Source organism: Colwellia aquaemaris (assembly GCF_057548755.1).
Genome location: NZ_BAAJLV010000001.1, coordinates 238550 through 254446 on the forward strand (window position 1 = coordinate 238550; position 15897 = coordinate 254446).

Annotated in this window: 11 protein-coding genes; 7 read left to right on the forward strand and 4 right to left on the reverse strand. The window is 39.6% G+C overall.

Translation table 11 applies throughout. The features are described from left to right. The first annotated feature begins 195 nt into the window (after positions 1 to 195). The 5 genes from AC27HL_RS01070 to AC27HL_RS01090 all read left to right on the forward strand — a co-directional run bounded on the left by AC27HL_RS01070 (position 196) and on the right by AC27HL_RS01090 (position 8641). Positions 196 to 453 (forward strand): DUF4212 domain-containing protein, encoded by a 258-nt coding sequence (locus AC27HL_RS01070; protein ID WP_487078344.1) that lies wholly within the window; start codon positions 196 to 198, stop codon positions 451 to 453. Between the two features lie 2 nt (positions 454 to 455). Further along, a complete protein-coding gene (locus tag AC27HL_RS01075) occupies positions 456 to 2192 on the forward strand; it encodes a sodium:solute symporter family protein (protein ID WP_487078346.1) in 1737 nt (578 codons plus the stop codon). Positions 2193 to 2303: 111 nt separating this feature from the next. Next, on the forward strand, positions 2304 to 2744 hold the full coding sequence (locus AC27HL_RS01080) for a hypothetical protein (RefSeq protein WP_487078348.1): 441 nt from the start codon (positions 2304 to 2306) through the stop codon (positions 2742 to 2744). Between the two features lie 283 nt (positions 2745 to 3027). Beyond that, positions 3028 to 4965 carry a methyl-accepting chemotaxis protein gene (locus tag AC27HL_RS01085; RefSeq protein WP_487078350.1) on the forward strand — a complete coding sequence of 646 codons (1938 nt, stop codon included), beginning with the start codon at positions 3028 to 3030 and terminating at the stop codon, positions 4963 to 4965. Between the two features lie 241 nt (positions 4966 to 5206). Beyond that, the gene (locus AC27HL_RS01090) at positions 5207 to 8641 is read left to right on the forward strand and encodes a hybrid sensor histidine kinase/response regulator (protein ID WP_487078352.1); all 3435 of its coding nucleotides are present in this window, start codon (positions 5207 to 5209) and stop codon (positions 8639 to 8641) included. A gap of 26 nt (positions 8642 to 8667) precedes the next feature. Here the strand turns inward: AC27HL_RS01090 and AC27HL_RS01095 are convergent, their stop codons facing one another. The 4 genes from AC27HL_RS01095 to coaBC form a co-directional block, all read right to left on the reverse strand. Beyond that, the gene (locus tag AC27HL_RS01095; RefSeq protein ID WP_487078353.1) at positions 8668 to 9327 is read right to left on the reverse strand and encodes a response regulator; all 660 of its coding nucleotides are present in this window, start codon (positions 9325 to 9327) and stop codon (positions 8668 to 8670) included. 191 nt (positions 9328 to 9518) lie between these two features. Beyond that, complete coding sequence (locus tag AC27HL_RS01100) at positions 9519 to 10991, reverse strand: aminoacyl-histidine dipeptidase (protein ID WP_487078354.1); 1473 nt, start codon at positions 10989 to 10991, stop codon at positions 9519 to 9521. Positions 10992 to 11064: 73 nt separating this feature from the next. After that, entirely contained in the window at positions 11065 to 11649 is a 585-nt protein-coding gene (gene slmA, locus AC27HL_RS01105) for a nucleoid occlusion factor SlmA (RefSeq protein WP_487078355.1), read from the reverse strand. Positions 11650 to 11763: 114 nt separating this feature from the next. Beyond that, positions 11764 to 13002, reverse strand: coding sequence for a bifunctional phosphopantothenoylcysteine decarboxylase/phosphopantothenate--cysteine ligase CoaBC (gene coaBC / locus AC27HL_RS01110; RefSeq protein WP_487078356.1), 1239 nt, complete (start codon positions 13000 to 13002; stop codon positions 11764 to 11766). An 84-nt stretch (positions 13003 to 13086) separates the two neighbouring features. On the opposite strand from coaBC, the gene radC reads away from it, so the two are divergent. Both radC and AC27HL_RS01120 read left to right on the forward strand, forming a co-directional pair. Continuing rightward, positions 13087 to 13764 carry a RadC family protein gene (gene radC / locus AC27HL_RS01115; protein ID WP_487078357.1) on the forward strand — a complete coding sequence of 226 codons (678 nt, stop codon included), beginning with the start codon at positions 13087 to 13089 and terminating at the stop codon, positions 13762 to 13764. Between the two features lie 327 nt (positions 13765 to 14091). Beyond that, positions 14092 to 15486, forward strand: coding sequence for a hypothetical protein (locus AC27HL_RS01120; protein WP_487078359.1), 1395 nt, complete (start codon positions 14092 to 14094; stop codon positions 15484 to 15486). Positions 15487 to 15897: the final 411 nt, after the last annotated feature.

Here is a 15897-nt window from a genome sequence, read left to right on the forward strand (position 1 = left end):
ATAGGAGCGCAGAAAAAAGGTTGCTAGTGTGTAAGTCAGAGTAGGTTAAGTATTCATTTATCGCATGTTAGCCAAGCTAACAGGTCGAATTAATAGTCAGCCTCTCTTTAAACAACAGGTAACAGCGTATAAAAATCATAAAACGCTATGCCTATTAAGCAGTTAAGGTTTAATAGGAATAAATGCTAGGAGAGAATGATGGAAGGTGAAGGTAATACAACATATTGGCAGGAAAATCTGCGCTTAATATTTATATGTCTTGCCATTTGGTTCGTGGTTTCATTTGGCTTGGGCTTGCTATTAGTCGAGCCGTTAAATGCGATACGTCTAGGTGGATACAAACTGGGATTTTGGTTTGCACAGCAAGGCTCAATTTATTCATTTTTAGGTTTGATTTTTTGGTATGGCGCCAAAATGAACAAACTTGATAAAAAATATCACTCGGAGGACTAAAAATGGAAGAGTTAAAACTTTATACATATATTGCCGTTTTTGGAACTTTTGCTATTTACTTCGGTATCGCATGGTGGGCACGTGCAGGATCAACGAGTGACTTCTATGTAGCCGGTGGCGGCATTACACCAATGCAAAACGGTATGGCAATTGGTGCTGATTGGATGAGTGCTGCGTCATTTATCTCTATGGCTGGTTTAATTGCCTTTTTAGGTTACGGAGGCTCTGTATTCCTAATGGGGTGGACTGGTGGATATGTCCTTCTTGCCATGCTGCTTGCTCCTTATATGCGTAAACACGGTAAGTTTACTGTGCCAGAGTTTATTTCAGATCGCTATTACTCTAAAACGGCACGTATTGTTGCGGTAGTTTGTTTAATTATTGCATCAGTGACTTATGTTATCGGTCAGATGAAAGGTGTTGGCGTCGCGTTTTCTCGCTTTCTCGAAGTTGATTACGATTTAGGCTTAGTAATCGGTATGGTTGTTGTTTGGGTATACGCAGTACTGGGTGGTATGAAAGGTATTACTTATACGCAAATCGCTCAATATGTTGTGATGATTTTTGCCTATACCATTCCGGCAGTCTTTATTTCATTACAATTAACGGGCAACCCAATTCCTCAATTAGGTTTAGGTAGTACCTTAGCCGACGGCAGTGGCATATACCTACTTGATAAGCTAGATATGGTGGTTACTGATTTAGGCTTTAAAGAGTATACAACCTCGAATATGGGCGGCACGTTAAACATGTTTGCTTACACTATGTCGTTGATGATTGGTACCGCGGGCCTGCCACATGTAATTATGCGCTTCTTCACGGTTCCTTCAGTACAAGCGGCACGTCAGTCAGCAGGTTATGCGTTAGTATTTATTGCCTTGCTTTATACGGTTGCGCCAGCAGTAGGTGCTATGGCACGTTTCAATTTAATGAACACAATTGAACCAGTAGCGGGTCAAAACTTAGAATATTCTGAACGTCCTCAGTGGTTTAAAGATTGGGAAAAAACAGGTTTATTAAAGTTTGAAGACAAAAATGGTGATGGCAAAGTTCAATACACAGCGGATAAAACAACCAATGAAATGGTTAAAGTTGACCGTGATATTATGGTATTAGCTAATCCTGCTATCGCAAATTTACCAAACTGGGTGATTGCACTAGTTGCTGCTGGTGGTTTAGCCGCCGCTTTATCAACCGCAGCTGGTTTGTTGTTAGCGATATCCTCATCCGTTTCTCATGATTTAATGAAAGGGGTGTTTGTACCTGACATGTCGGAGAAAAGTGAACTGCTGGCAGGAAGGGTAACCATGACCATAGCAATATTGTTTGCCGGATATTTGGGGATGAATCCGCCTGGATTTGCGGCGGGAACGGTGGCGCTAGCCTTTGGTTTGGCTGCGTCGTCAATTTTCCCGGCACTGATGATGGGTATATTCTCTAAGAAAATGTCAGGTAAAGCAGCTGTTTCAGGTATGATCGCGGGTATCGGTGTTACTATGCTGTATGTATTCCAACATAAAGGTATTATGTTTATTCCTGGTACATCGTTCTTAGGTGATATGGGTCCAAACTGGTTCTTTGGTATTTCACCGAATGCCTTTGGCTCAGTAGGCGCTTTAGTTAACTTTGCTGTTGCCTTTGCAATGCTTAAAGTAACAGGTCCTGCACCGTCGCATATTCAAGACTTAGTTGATAATATGCGTATTCCAATTGGTGCTAATGCAGCACATGATCACTAAACGACTGTGATTGATGTAAAGGCTCCATTGATGGAGCCTTTACTATTTTACTTTTTAACCTTTTTGAAAATTTAGCCTTAAACGTTTTGATAGACATACAAAAGGATGATTATGAACCGTCATACTAAATTAGCCCTCATGATAGCGCCTTTTCTTCTTATTGGTGGCTATATTGCTTCAGACTTTTATATAGAAAACCAAGCGGGTAAACAGCGTATATTTAATATGGTACCTTTTGGCCATTGTGATGTGATCAACCAAAAATGTATTCTGAAATCTGGTGAATTTGAAGTTAATGTTTTTGATGAAAATAATATCACAACGTTAAATGCCACTTTTCCTTTAGATAGTGCAACACTTTTTCTTGTTGATAATGCAGGACAAGCAACAGCATATCCCCTTGGTATGAGTGATAGCCCTTATTATTGGCGCAGTGAAACACCACTGAGAAGTAAAATTGCTAACAAAGGTGAAAAATACAAATTACGTATGATCGCTAATATTAAAGGCGGTCAGTATATTTCTGAGTTTTATACGCAAACGGTTAAGTAACCAAAGTAAAGAACGACCAGTTTTGGTTGGTATAAGCATTCTGTAATATGCTCAATTGATTATGTTCTATTTATACTGCGATAGGTGTTTTGGTTTTTCTTCAATGTGCAGTCATGCCTTGCAATGAAAATATCATGATCCCTATCATTGCTAAGTCATCCAAATTAGGTGGGTATAGTCAGGCTGTGTAACGATAAATGGGCTTTGAACCGAGTTGCTCTTTCTATCGTTGTGCATTTTCTCTAAGATAGTCGATATTTATCCCAATTACTTTATTGTAACCATGCCGAATTTGTCTATAAAACAGAAAGTCACACTCGCTTTAATCATCTTTGTATTATTAACAGCCACATTAGTGGGTATTTTGAGTCAATGGAGTGCTAGAAGCATCATTGAAGACAGAATGCTTAAGCAAGAGCTGCCCAACACGATTAAACAAATTAACGGTGAAATAGACAAAGAAATTTCACAGATGCGTATTATTGCCCAGCAAATAGCGACCGACCCATTTATAAAAAGTTGGTTTGAACAAGGTCGCTCAAAAGCAGGTGAACAGCAGTTATTAGAGAAGTTAACCGCTATTGCAAATAGCCATAAATTAAGTAAAACCTCTTTTGCTGATCGTGAATCAGGGCATTATTGGAATCAAGATGGTTACCTTCGTCAATTACAAAATGATAATGTTGATGGCTGGTTTTACGCCTATCGTGACAGCAACAAAGAGAGTTCGGTGAGTATTTACGCTTACCCTGATTCAGATAAAATAGACTTATTTGTTAATTACCAAGAAGTTAATGGCAAAGGTTTAGCAGGTATCGCTAAGTCATTTGAAGATATCGTTAACCTATTGAGTAGCTTTAAATTAGAGCAAACAGGCTTTGTTTATTTAGTGGATGACCAGGGCATTATTCAATTACATAAGAATAAGTCACTTGTAGGTCAATCCATTGATAGTATCTATTCGCAAGGTATCGCCGGCAAAATTTTAAAGCAATCGGCATTTAGTCTTGATGAAATACAAGATAATAAAGAAGACATATTTGTTGCCGCCAGCTTTATTCCCAGTGCGCAATGGTACGTTGTAGTGCAAGTTCCAAAATCAGAAGTATTTTCCTCATTAAATGAAACGAATGCGCAGATGATTACTTGGTCTTTAGTGGTTACAACAATTGCCATTTTTGTCGCGCTATTGATTGCTAAATCAATTACTAAACCGATTAATTTACTTGCAGAGTTATTTCTACAACTGGGTCAAGGGAAAGCCGATATTTCGTATCGCATACCTGAAAGCGGTCAAAAAGAATTGGTCAATGTAGCGTTAGGTTATAACCAATTTATTGCTAAGCTTGAAGATGTTTTTTCTCAAGTTTCACATACAACAATAGCATTGAGAGAAACGGCCGATGCTTTACAAACTAAAGCGGGGGAAACCATTACCAGCTCAGTAAATAATGATGAGCATTCACACCATATTTCAAGTGCTTTAGGTCAAATTAGCGAAACAGTTTCTGATGTCGCGAAAAATGCAATTCAAGCTTCTGATATTGCAGGAAACATTAAAGAAAATAGTGACTCTATAAGCCAAGTCATCCACTCTGCAAAGTCAGAGGTAGAAGAACTGGGTCACAAAATTAATGATGTTTCTAATGTTATTAGTACACTCGCCACTAACAGTGAAACAATTGCTGGTGCACTAGGTGTTATTCAAACCATTTCAGATCAAACCAATTTATTGGCATTAAACGCGGCTATTGAGGCAGCACGAGCAGGTGAGCATGGTCGAGGATTTTCAGTTGTTGCGGATGAAGTTAGAACACTGGCAAGTAAAACCGTTGAGTCAACAGCGGAAATTCAAACTATAATGAACAATTTAAAAGACACATCAGCAATTGCTTCAAAAGAGATCGCGCAAATTATTGAGCAGTCAGAAAATACCACTCAATCGATCGCTAAGGCGGAAGATATTTTAAAAATGAGTGTTGAGCTGACAAATCAAATTTTAGATTCGAACCATTTAGTTGCGTCTGCAACAGAAGAGCAAGCGCTGACGATTAATGATATTAATAACAACATGACCGATATTACTCGTGCCTCTAAAGAGAATATGAATAATGTAGAAGATATTGTTGGAAATGCCGATAATTTGAATCAACTTGCAGAAAACTTAGAGGGTTTGGTTATTCAGTTTAATGGCAATGCAGAGAATAAGTATCAGAGCTAATATTTAGTGCTAAGGTAAATTAATGGCTTTCTTATTGATAACTTGCTTAAACATCAGTTTTTAATAGTTAACACTTAGCCTGTGTCATGGTTTGAATACGCAAGCGTATCAAATCGTATGATAAGGAAGCTTTCTACGACTAATGTCTAATAAAGGGCAGTTTCATTCGCTTAGCACGCTTGCTATTTTAATATTGACCAAAGTGATAGACGTCGTTGAAAATAATAAATAGAGAGCTTATATGTTTCCAAATTGGCAGTTAGCAGGCTTAAGTTTTGCCTATATAGGTTTACTGTTTTTTATTGCTTATTTTGGGGATAAATATCGTCATAAGTTAGTTCGTAAAAGTCAGGCGGTTATTTATGCGCTAACGCTTGGTGTTTACTGTACCTCATGGAGCTTTTTAGGTACTACAGGTCAAGCGGCAAGCAACTTTCTTTCTCATATTCCTATTTATTTAGGGCCTATATTACTGTTTATATTTGCTTGGCCGTTTATTCAGCGCATTATTCGGGTCAGTTTAAAATTAAACCTTACTTCGATTGCTGACTTGCTGGCGGCTCGCTTTGGTAAATCTCATAATCTAGCCATTTTGGTGACCGTAGTGGCACTAGTCGGCACTATGCCGTATATCGCCCTACAACTAAAAGCAATTGTTTACTCATTTCAACAATTACAAGCAGAGCAAAGCCTAGCAAATTGGCATTTTGGCTTAATAGTGAGTCTTGTTTTGGCAGGTTTTACCGTTGTTTTTGGTATTCGCAATATTGATGTTACTGAGCGCCATCCTGGGGTAATGTTAGCAATAGCTTTTGAATCTCTCGTTAAATTGTTTGCCTTTTTAGCTGTGGGGATTTTCGTCACTTATGTATTGTTTGATTCGCCTATGGAAATTTGGCGTCGCTCGTCTGCTAATATTCAGCTCGATCAACAATTAAACTTTCCAAATATTATGTCAATGTTCGCCATGTTGGTTATTACAATGGCAGCGTTTTTAACGCTTCCGCGCCAATTTCAGGTGATGGTGGTTGAACTTAAAGATGAAAAAGATACTTGGCTAAGCCGGCGTTTATTTCCATTCTACTTGTTAGTGTTTGCAATATTTGCTGTACCTTTAGGTTTAGCAGGGCACCTATTATTGGGCGATAGTGTACCTTCTGATGCTTATGTGTTGTTTTTACCTTGGTATCAACAACAACCTTGGTTGACACTTTTAACCTTTTTAGGCGCAATTTCCGCAGCGAGTTCTATGGTGATTATTTCCTCAATTGCGCTAAGTACTATGCTCAGTAATGAAATTGTTTTCCCTTGGTTATATCGCGCCAAAAAGAACAGTAATACGGACTATGATAATTTTCGTTTACGGCTTCTAACAATTCGTAAAGTATTAGTTCTATTTGTTATTTTGCTCGGCTATGGCGTGTTTTTAATGGCTTCGCCAGACACCTTAAGTTCGTTAGGGCAAATAGCTTTTGGTGCCTTTGCGCAATTATCACCAGCCTTAATAGCGGCTTTTTATTGGCGTAGGGCAACATTAACAGCTGTGTACGGTGGTATTGTTATTGGTTTTGGCGCCTGGTTATTTTTAAACTTTCTGCCACAATTTGGGCTTTATGCGCATCCCTTTGAAGGTGGCTTTATACCAGCGAGTTCAATGGCAAGTTTATTGTCATTATCTGCCAATATTGTCTCAATGTGGCTACTGTCTCATGTTAGTCGGCAAAGTGTGCAAGAGCGGATGCAAGCATCGTTATTTATGGAATATCAAGCGCCAAAATCTTTGCAGTCGCAACGTAATAAACAAATAAATTATCAAGAATTAGAGCTATTAGTTTCTCGCTTTGTTGGCGAAGAAAAAGCCAGTGTCAGTTTTGCCCAGTTTCAACGGTTAGCAGTCAAAGATACATTAGGGAATGTTGCGTATAACCAACAACTTTTACAACACACCGAAAAAACTTTAGCCAGTGTTATGGGGGCATCGTCAGCGCGTTTAGTGCTTTCTTCTGCTTTAGAAGGACGTGATATTGCTTTAGATGAAATAGCGGTATTGGTTGAAGAGGCATCAAGCCAACGTCAGCAATTTAGCCAAGATTTATTGCAAAGCGCCATCGAAAATGCCAGTGAAGGTATTTCGATTGTTGATAGTGATCTTAATTTAGTTGCTTGGAATAAAAAGTATGTCGATCTATTTGATTATCCAAGCAAGCTTATTTATCAGGGCAGCCCTGTTAGTGATTTAATTCGCTATAATGTTCGTCGAGGCCTGTGTGGTGTGGGTAAGGTTGATCAACAAGTTAATAAGCGTTTAGCACATTTACGCAATGGTAGTCCGCATAGCTCAGAACGTGAACATAGTGATGGTAGGGTTATACGTATTGAGGGTAATCCGCTTCCGGGTGGTGGTTTTGTTATGTTGTTTTCTGATATCACCGCTTATCGGCAAGCAGAAAAAGGCCTAAAAGAAGCTAATGTTGACCTAGAAACTCGTGTGCTTGAACGTACGCAAAAATTAGAGCAAACCAATGAAGCATTAGCTTTAGCACGTGAAAAAGCAGAACAGGCCCATGTTAAGAAAAGCTTGTATTTAAAGGCGTGTAGTCACGATTTAATGCAGCCTTTAGAAGCAGCAAGATTATTTACTTCAGCGTTAGCAAGTCAAGGCAACTTGACTGATATCCAGCAGCGCCAAGTGGACAACATTGACCATTCATTAAAGGTTGCCAACGACCTAGTGGCGGATTTAGCAGAAATAGCGCGTATTGAAAGCGGCAATATTAAACCAAATATTACGGTATTCTCCGTTAAATCTTTGTTTGATGACCTGGCAAAAGAGTTTTCTGCCAATGCGCTTGAGCTTAATGTCGAGTTTCGTGTGCACTGCAATTCATTGTGGTTACGTTCAGACCGTAATTTATTACGTCGTATTCTACAAAACTTAGTCGGTAATGCTTTTCGTTATGCTAGCCCCGGCAAGGTGTTATTAGGCGCCAGAGTTAAAGATGAAATGATCTACATTCAAGTGCTAGATAATGGCCCAGGTATCCCTGTTGATAAACAAACTATGGTTTTTGAACAATTTACCCAACTTGATAACCAACAAAGCTCTACCGCCGGCGGCTTAGGTTTAGGTTTGAATATAACGCAGAGTTTAGCAAAATTATTGGGCCACTCCTTAGCATTGCATTCGGAAGTTAATATGGGCTGTAAGTTCACCGTTGGTGTTGAACAAGCTGCAGCGAAAACAGAAGAGGTTACTGTTAAACCGATTGGTAATGTTGGCCTTAAGGGCGTAACGGTCATGTGTATTGATAACGACCCAGATGTACTTAATGGCATGGTAGAGTTGCTGACGGCTTGGGATTGTGATGTTATTGCGGCCAATTCATATAGTCAGGCACTTTCGCTATACAATGACCACAAAAATGATATTGAGATATTGCTAGTAGACTACCAGTTGGATCATGACTTCAATGGTATTGCTTTAATTGCTGAATTAAGAAAGCAGCTTAGCCATTACTTGCCTGCCATTTTAATTACCGCCACGACTGATAGCGATCTAGAAGAAAAAACCTTAGCGGCCGATATTGGCTTTATGCGTAAATTAGTTAAACCTGCAGCACTAAGAGCTATGATGAGCGCAATGCTAACAAAAAAACTCCAAGCTAAATATTTATAAAGCTTGGAGTTCGATTGTATTTGTCGTTAACTATCTTGTAATTGCACGTCAGCAAGGTCTAGCTGACTAATGGCAATAACCGCTTGCGTGCGATTGCGAACATCAAGCTTACGAAAAATAGCGGTGGCATGTGCTTTAATAGTTGCTTCTGAAACATTTAAATCATACGCAATTTGCTTGTTAAGCATGCCTTGTGCAAACATCATCAAAATTCTGTATTGCTGCTGTGTTAGGCTGGCAACGCGCTCGGCAATATCATTGTTGTCTTGTGTTGGTGCAGACTCACTATAAGCTTCTGGCGTCCAAATATTACCTAAGAGTACATGTTGAATGGCATTGTAAATATCATCCACAGGTGTTGATTTTGGAATGAAACCTGAAGCACCGTAGCCCATTGCTTTGCAAATGGTTTCATGGTCTTCATGAGCAGATACCACCACCACTGGAATTTGTGGAAAGTGGTTACGGACATGAATTAAGGTATTAAAACCATGTGCGCCGGGAATGTGTAAATCTAGCAAGACCAAGTCGCTATCATTATTTTCAATAAGTTGCTGTTCTAACTCAGCAATTGTTTGTGCTTCCAACCATTGTGTTTGCGTTAGTTTTAATTTTAATGTGCTTAACAACGCTTGCCTAAATAATGGGTGATCGTCAGCTATTATTATTTTATCTGGCTGAATCATGTCATTGTTTCCTTTAAAGAACCCCAAAATTAGTTTAGGACGTTTAACGTTATTTGTTTATTAGACTTTAGGCTAATTACGCTAACATTGATCTGGTCGACCTTTTTATTATAGGTAATTAAAGCGCAAAATAGTAGGAATGCTAGCGCAGTATAAGGCATATACTGCGCGAAAGTGTAACGGCTAAGAAGTTATGCTTTTTCAGGAATATTGGCTAATACAGCCACCAATAATTGCCAGTATTGCTCAACGGTCGCTATTTGGATTTTTTCATCCGGTGAATGTGGGAATTTAATGGTTGGGCCGAATGAAACCATATCCCAGTTCGGGTAGGCGGTTTTAAATAAGCCACATTCAAGACCAGCATGAATGACCATAATTTCCGGTACTTTATTAAACAATGACTGATAGGTATCACGTACTGTTTGCATTAGGGCTGAGCTAGTATCTGGCTTCCAACCTGGATAAGCGCCAGAGAATTTAATCTCGGCTTTAGCCAATTCAAATACTGATTGTACAGCTGTTTGTGCGTCTAATCGACCATCGTCATGTAAACTGCGAATCAAAGTCATGGCAACAAATTTATTGCCTTTACTGCGCATAACACCTAAGTTTAGTGATGTTTCGACAATACCTTCAATATCATCACTCATACGCAATACCCCATTAGGGCAGGCGTTAAGAGCACGTAAAATAATGCTTTGAGTGTCGACAGTCCAACATTCATCAAAAGTTTCTGGCGAAATTAATAGCATCTCAATGTCAGTTTCGACTGAACCTAACGACTGACGCATTGTTGCTAAATAGTCTGCTAATTTAGCTTTGAAAGCTTCAACTTGTGTCGCACTTATAACAAAACTTGCATCGGCTTCACGTGGAATAGCGTTGCGTAAACTGCCACCATTTAGCTCAGTTAAGCGTAAATCAAACTCGTTACTTGCATCTAATAAGAAACGTACTAATAGTTTGTTTGCATTCGCGCGGCCAGTATGAATATCAACACCTGAGTGACCGCCTTTTAGGCCTGAAATTGACAGATTAAAAGACTCAACATCAGCAGGTGCATCTTCATATTTAATGGCAAAGGTTGCTTCGCCATCAATACCACCAGCACAGCCCATGTAGACTTCGCCTTCTTGCTCAGAGTCAGTATTGATCAGTAAATCACCTTCTAACCAGCCGGCTTCTAAACCAAAGGCACCGGTCATGCCTGCTTCTTCATCAATGGTAACTAAAACTTCCAGTGGCCCATGAGGAATGTCATCACTGGCTAGTACCGCTAGCGCCGAAGACAAACCAACACCATTGTCAGCGCCTAAGGTTGTACCTTCTGCAGTTACCCAGTCACCATCAGCTTCGGTAACAATATATGGCTTAATAGGGTCGACTAAAAAATCGTGCTCAGTGTCAGAGTTTTTTTGCGGTACCATATCCATATGAGCTTGTAAAATAACCCCCTTTCTATTTTCCATACCTGCGGTGGCAGGCTTTTTAATAATAAGGTTGCCTACTGCGTCTTCTTTGACACTTAGCCCTAATTCTTTTGCCCAAGACTGGATCCAAAGTGATATTTTTTGCTCATGCTTTGATGGGTGTGGAATACTGCAAATTTGCTCAAAAATTTGCCATAATGAACTTGGTTTCAGGTGTGCTAACTTACTCACGATGTTTCCTTAATTTTATGCTTTGCCAAATAATTTGGCAGACAATTAACAATGCAATATTAATAATGATGGGCTATTTATCTGCCATTAAAAATTGCCATTGCTCGTTAAAATCATTACTTGGTTTTTTGCTAAAATCAGAACGCACATATTGATTAATTTTACCTTCAGCAAAGGCCATTAAAATATTAGCTAATGCTTGCTCTGAAATAGTGAAGCCCTTGCCTTCACGTAGCTTTCGCTCACGCAATACTTGTTTGAATTGCGATTCTAATTTTTCAAAAAATTGGTTTACACGAGCTCGTAGTCGCTCATTTTCACCCATTAACGCATCACCAGCAAGAATACGGCACATACCCGGATTTCGTTCAGCAAAAATTAATAATACATGCAGAATATGATGACAGCGCACTAATGCTTCTTTATGGTCAGACAGAATTAAGTTAACTCTTGAAAAAATTGATTCTTCAATAAATTCAATTAATCCTTCGAACATGCGTGCTTTAGACGGGAAATGGCGATAAAGAGCGGCTTCAGATACGCCAACTTCAGCGGCAAGTTTTGCTGTAGTGATACGTTGTCCTGTTCCGGTTTGTAGCATATGGGCAAGGCATTCTAAAATTTGTTGTTTGCGATTTGGTTTTTGAGTCGCCGGCATAAAACTGATTCTCTATTTTTGTTATTTTTCAGTGTAACTACTGAAATGTTAGCGTAATTGTATAGCGAGAGTTAGCAGCGATTCAACAATCAACACTGCTAATCATATGCTAGATTAACTTTTCAGTGAATTTTGAAATTTTTCTTGAATAAATTGTACTAGCTGCATGGCAAGCTCACTTTTACTGGTCAGGGCAAAGTCTTTTTGACTGTTGGCTGTAAAAACTGATAATGCGTTATCATCGCTATTAAAGCCTTGCCCTTGTTCAGCCACGTTGTTAGCAGCTATCATGTCTAAATTCTTGCGCGCAAGTTTCCCACGAGCGTAGTGCTCAATATCTTGTGTTTCTGCGGCAAAACCAACCGTGAACGGCTTGTTATTCATTGCGGCAACATCCGCGACAATATCCGGGTTTTTCACCAGATTAAGTTGCATTGTGTCGTGAGACTTCTTGATTTTTTGGCTGGCGACAGTATCTAGGCGGTAATCTGCCACAGCGGCGCAAGCAACAAAAACATCAGCGTTGGCTGCTAATGACATTGCCTGTTGGTGCATCTCAACCGCACTATCGATGGCAATTTTTTGGCAATGCTCAGGTGTTGGTATGTTAACAGGCCCAGATATGATACTGACGTCGGCACCTAATTTTTGTGCAGCGGATGCGATTGCAAAACCCATTTTACCAGAGCTGTGATTCGATATATAACGTACCGGGTCAATAGCTTCGCGTGTTGGGCCTGCGGTAATAAGCCATTTCTGCCCTTTTAATAGTAATGGCAGTTCAGCGAGGGTGGTGTGTTCGCTATGGGTAAATTGCTGGCACGTTAAAGCCACTAATTCGTCAACTTCAAGCATGCGCCCTAAACCAACATCACCACAGGCCTGTTCACCGGCGCCAGGGCCAAATACTTTGTAACCCCATGAGGTTAAGGTGTTGATATTATTTTGCGTTGCATGGTTGTGCCACATTTGTTGGTTCATTGCCGGAGCAATCGCCACAGGGGCTGAAGTTGCTAGGCACAAAGTGGTCAATAAGTCACTCGCCATACCGGCGGAGATTTTTGCAATGATATCGGCAGTTGCAGGGGCAATTAAAATAAAGTCGGCCCATTTTGCTAGCTCGATATGGCCCATCGCCAATTCTGCTTGGGTATCCAATAAGCTGTCTGACACAGCGTTTGCTGATACCGCCTGTAATGTTAATGGTGTGATGAAGGCTTTCGCGCCGTCTGTCATCACCACTCGCACGTCGGCGCCTTTGTCTTTTAAACGACGAACTAGCTCAGGCGTTTTATAGGCAGCAATACCACCACTAATACCTAATAGAATTTTTTTACCCTGAAGAATCTGCATAAACTGCTAATCTTAATAACGACAATTGGCGATAAGATAGCATTATTCACACTTTTTTTAAAATCACTTTGCAAGGACGCAACTATGTTAAAAGACTGGCCCAGCGATGAAAAACCTCGGGAGAAGTTACTGCAATATGGTGCAAAAAGCTTAAGTGATGCCGAATTGTTGGCAATATTTTTGCGCACCGGTGTTAAGGGCTGTCATGTTGTGGACTTAGCGAGGAAACTGTTGAAAAGCTTTGGTAGTATTTCGCGAATATATCAAGCAGAACTAGATGAGTTTTGTCAGCACCATGGCTTAGGGGCCGCAAAATATGTGCAATTACAAGCATGCTTAGAAATGTCTAAACGTTACTTGGCCGAACAAATGCAAACCGGACATGAGCTAACGTCTTCATTAGCAACACAACGTTTTTTAAAGGCTGAATTGCGCAATGAAAGCCGAGAAGTGTTCGCTATTTTGTTCTTAAATACTCAGCATAAAGTGATTAAATTTGAACGCTTATTTCATGGCACGATTAATGCCGCTGCTGTCTATCCACGTGTTGTTGTCGAAGCGGCAATAAAACACCAAGCGGGTGCTGTGATCTTGGCTCATAATCACCCTTCGGGTATTGCAGAGCCAAGTATTGCGGATAATCAAATAACCGATCGATTAGCGCAAGCGCTTGCTTTAATCGATGTTAAGGTGCTCGATCATATAATAGTTGCGGGTTGCTATTGTTATTCGTATGCTGAACATGGGCGAATAGATCCGTAAACATAAGATGGCTGAACAAATATTGAACTACAATCACAATTTTCGTTAAACCGACAATCGTTATTCATCCTAATGCTATTTCAGCCAAAATAACCTATTTGTGGCATCAGCGTGCGAGACTTAAACTCAATAATATCCAAGTCTGTTGAATGGACTTAGGATTTCATTTATTCTACTTGTAGTCTGAAAACCGAAGGCTAAAAGCATAATTTTGATTCACGCCAGCCCATATTAGCGCGGCTAAAAAACGTAATAATTTGCATAAAACTATTAATAATTAGTGGTGCAAAATTAACTTCCCACATATCCATACCAAGTAGACAAACCATGACACAACAAAATGCGCGTATCAAACTAGAAGGGCAAGAAGCCATAGACCTATGGCAAAAAGGCAAAGACGAATGGAATCAATGGGTAAAAGAGAATCCTGACGCCGACGTGAGTTTCGAAAGTGTCGACTTTTCCAAATACCGAACAAGAAAAGAGCCATTCATTAGATTTCACAGCTACAATTTTCCAAAAGGCAATGTGAACTTCAATTATGCAACATTTGGTGATGGGAATGTGATGTTTGGTGATGCGACCTTTGATGACGGTAATGTGTCCTTTAGTTCCGCAATCTTTGGCGATGGGGATGTGTCTTTTAGTGCCACCACCTTTGGCACAGGAAATGTGGACTTTAGTGGTGTCACCTTTAAAAGTGGGAATGTAAGCTTTGGATGTGTCAACTTTGGTAATGGCGATGTATTATTCCATGGCGCCAGCTTTAATAAATCGACAGTATCCTTTAATAGAGCCACCTTTGGAGATGGAGAGATTTGCTTTAGTCACGTGCTCTTTGGTGATAAGTGGGTGGACTTTAATAGAGTCACCTTTGGTGATGGGTATATAAGCTTTGAAGGTGCCACATTTAGTGGTGAAGGGGTATCCTTTGGGCATACCAGCTTTGGCAATGGAAGTGTGAACTTTTTAAGAACCAAGTTTCTAAACGAAACTATCACTTTTACCCCATGCAAATTCAAAGGCCAAGTTGTTTTTGAAAATTGTGAATTCACTGACAATCTTAAACAATTTACTTTCCAAAATGCTCAATTCGAAGACGCATTAACCTTTCAAAACATGAACGTTCCATGCCCCATTGACTTTCGTAATACAAAGCTAAGCAATCAGTTATCTCTTGATGGCCTAACTTGCCGACTGAATAGGAAGCGAGAAAAATGTTTTGAAATTATCGAAGACAAAGAAGACATTCACCGATTCACGCGTTTAAAAGAATTGGCCGAAAGTAACAAAGCTCATGAGCAAGCAATGGCCTTCCATGCCGATGAGCAGCGAGCAAAACGATGGCTTCAAACGGGTGCTTTCGGCTCAATTTTAGATATGATATTTTCAGATGTGAGTAATTATGGCCAATCGGTTCTTCGACCTGCATTGTACTTCTTTACCTCAATCCTAATTTTTGCTTCTTTATACTGTGTAATGGCAGATGAGGAGCATCAACACCCAGGTGAAAAAGTGAGCCTGGTACTGACGGTATCATTGGCAAATAGTGTTCCGTTTTTATCCATAAACAAAAACACTAAAGAATATTTGCTACCAAAGCTATTTGATAAGCCAAAACTACACAAAAAGCTCTATTGGCTAATGGGTACCCAAGCACTTGTATCAATGATGCTCTTATTTTTAATCGGTCTTGGGCTAAGAAACCAATTTAGAATTTAAACAAAGAAAATTATCAACCGATGAATCACTTTTGGTATATCAGTTTGTTGAAAATCTTCGGCAGGGTTATAGGCGCTGCCCACATAGATTTGATGCCATTTATTGTTGCATTAACCAAAGCACCAAAGATGTTTAGCTATAGAGAATACAACCCGTCGATTTCAAGATGACCGTGTTCGGTTATGGCTGTTTCTGGCTCATTTAAGATAATACGGGTTGTAAAATTCCAGTTGATCAACTCAGTTGCATTTCATTCTTCAAATATCAACTATCCTAAATTAAGCTATATTTATTCTCACATATGTGGTTAAAAAATCACTTTATATTGAGTAAATAATGAAATCATAAGTGCTAAAGGTTATTCATAGGATGCTTAAGTAAAATTGTGCGTTACAAGCTGTTTACCCAAAA

Excerpts from the sequence above, each read along its gene's own strand:
- AC27HL_RS01070 (WP_487078344.1), top strand. The coding sequence starts at position 196 with ATGATGGAAGGTGAAGGTAATACAACATATTGGCAGGAAAATCTGCGC.
- AC27HL_RS01075 (WP_487078346.1), top strand. The coding sequence starts at position 456 with ATGGAAGAGTTAAAACTTTATACATATATTGCCGTTTTTGGAACTTTT.
- AC27HL_RS01080 (WP_487078348.1), top strand. The coding sequence starts at position 2,304 with ATGAACCGTCATACTAAATTAGCCCTCATGATAGCGCCTTTTCTTCTT.
- AC27HL_RS01085 (WP_487078350.1), top strand. The coding sequence starts at position 3,028 with ATGCCGAATTTGTCTATAAAACAGAAAGTCACACTCGCTTTAATCATC.
- AC27HL_RS01090 (WP_487078352.1), top strand. The coding sequence starts at position 5,207 with ATGTTTCCAAATTGGCAGTTAGCAGGCTTAAGTTTTGCCTATATAGGT.
- AC27HL_RS01095 (WP_487078353.1), bottom strand. The coding sequence starts at position 9,327 with ATGATTCAGCCAGATAAAATAATAATAGCTGACGATCACCCATTATTT.
- slmA (WP_487078355.1), bottom strand. The coding sequence starts at position 11,649 with ATGCCGGCGACTCAAAAACCAAATCGCAAACAACAAATTTTAGAATGC.
- coaBC (WP_487078356.1), bottom strand. The coding sequence starts at position 13,002 with ATGCAGATTCTTCAGGGTAAAAAAATTCTATTAGGTATTAGTGGTGGT.
- radC (WP_487078357.1), top strand. The coding sequence starts at position 13,087 with ATGTTAAAAGACTGGCCCAGCGATGAAAAACCTCGGGAGAAGTTACTG.
- AC27HL_RS01120 (WP_487078359.1), top strand. The coding sequence starts at position 14,092 with ATGACACAACAAAATGCGCGTATCAAACTAGAAGGGCAAGAAGCCATA.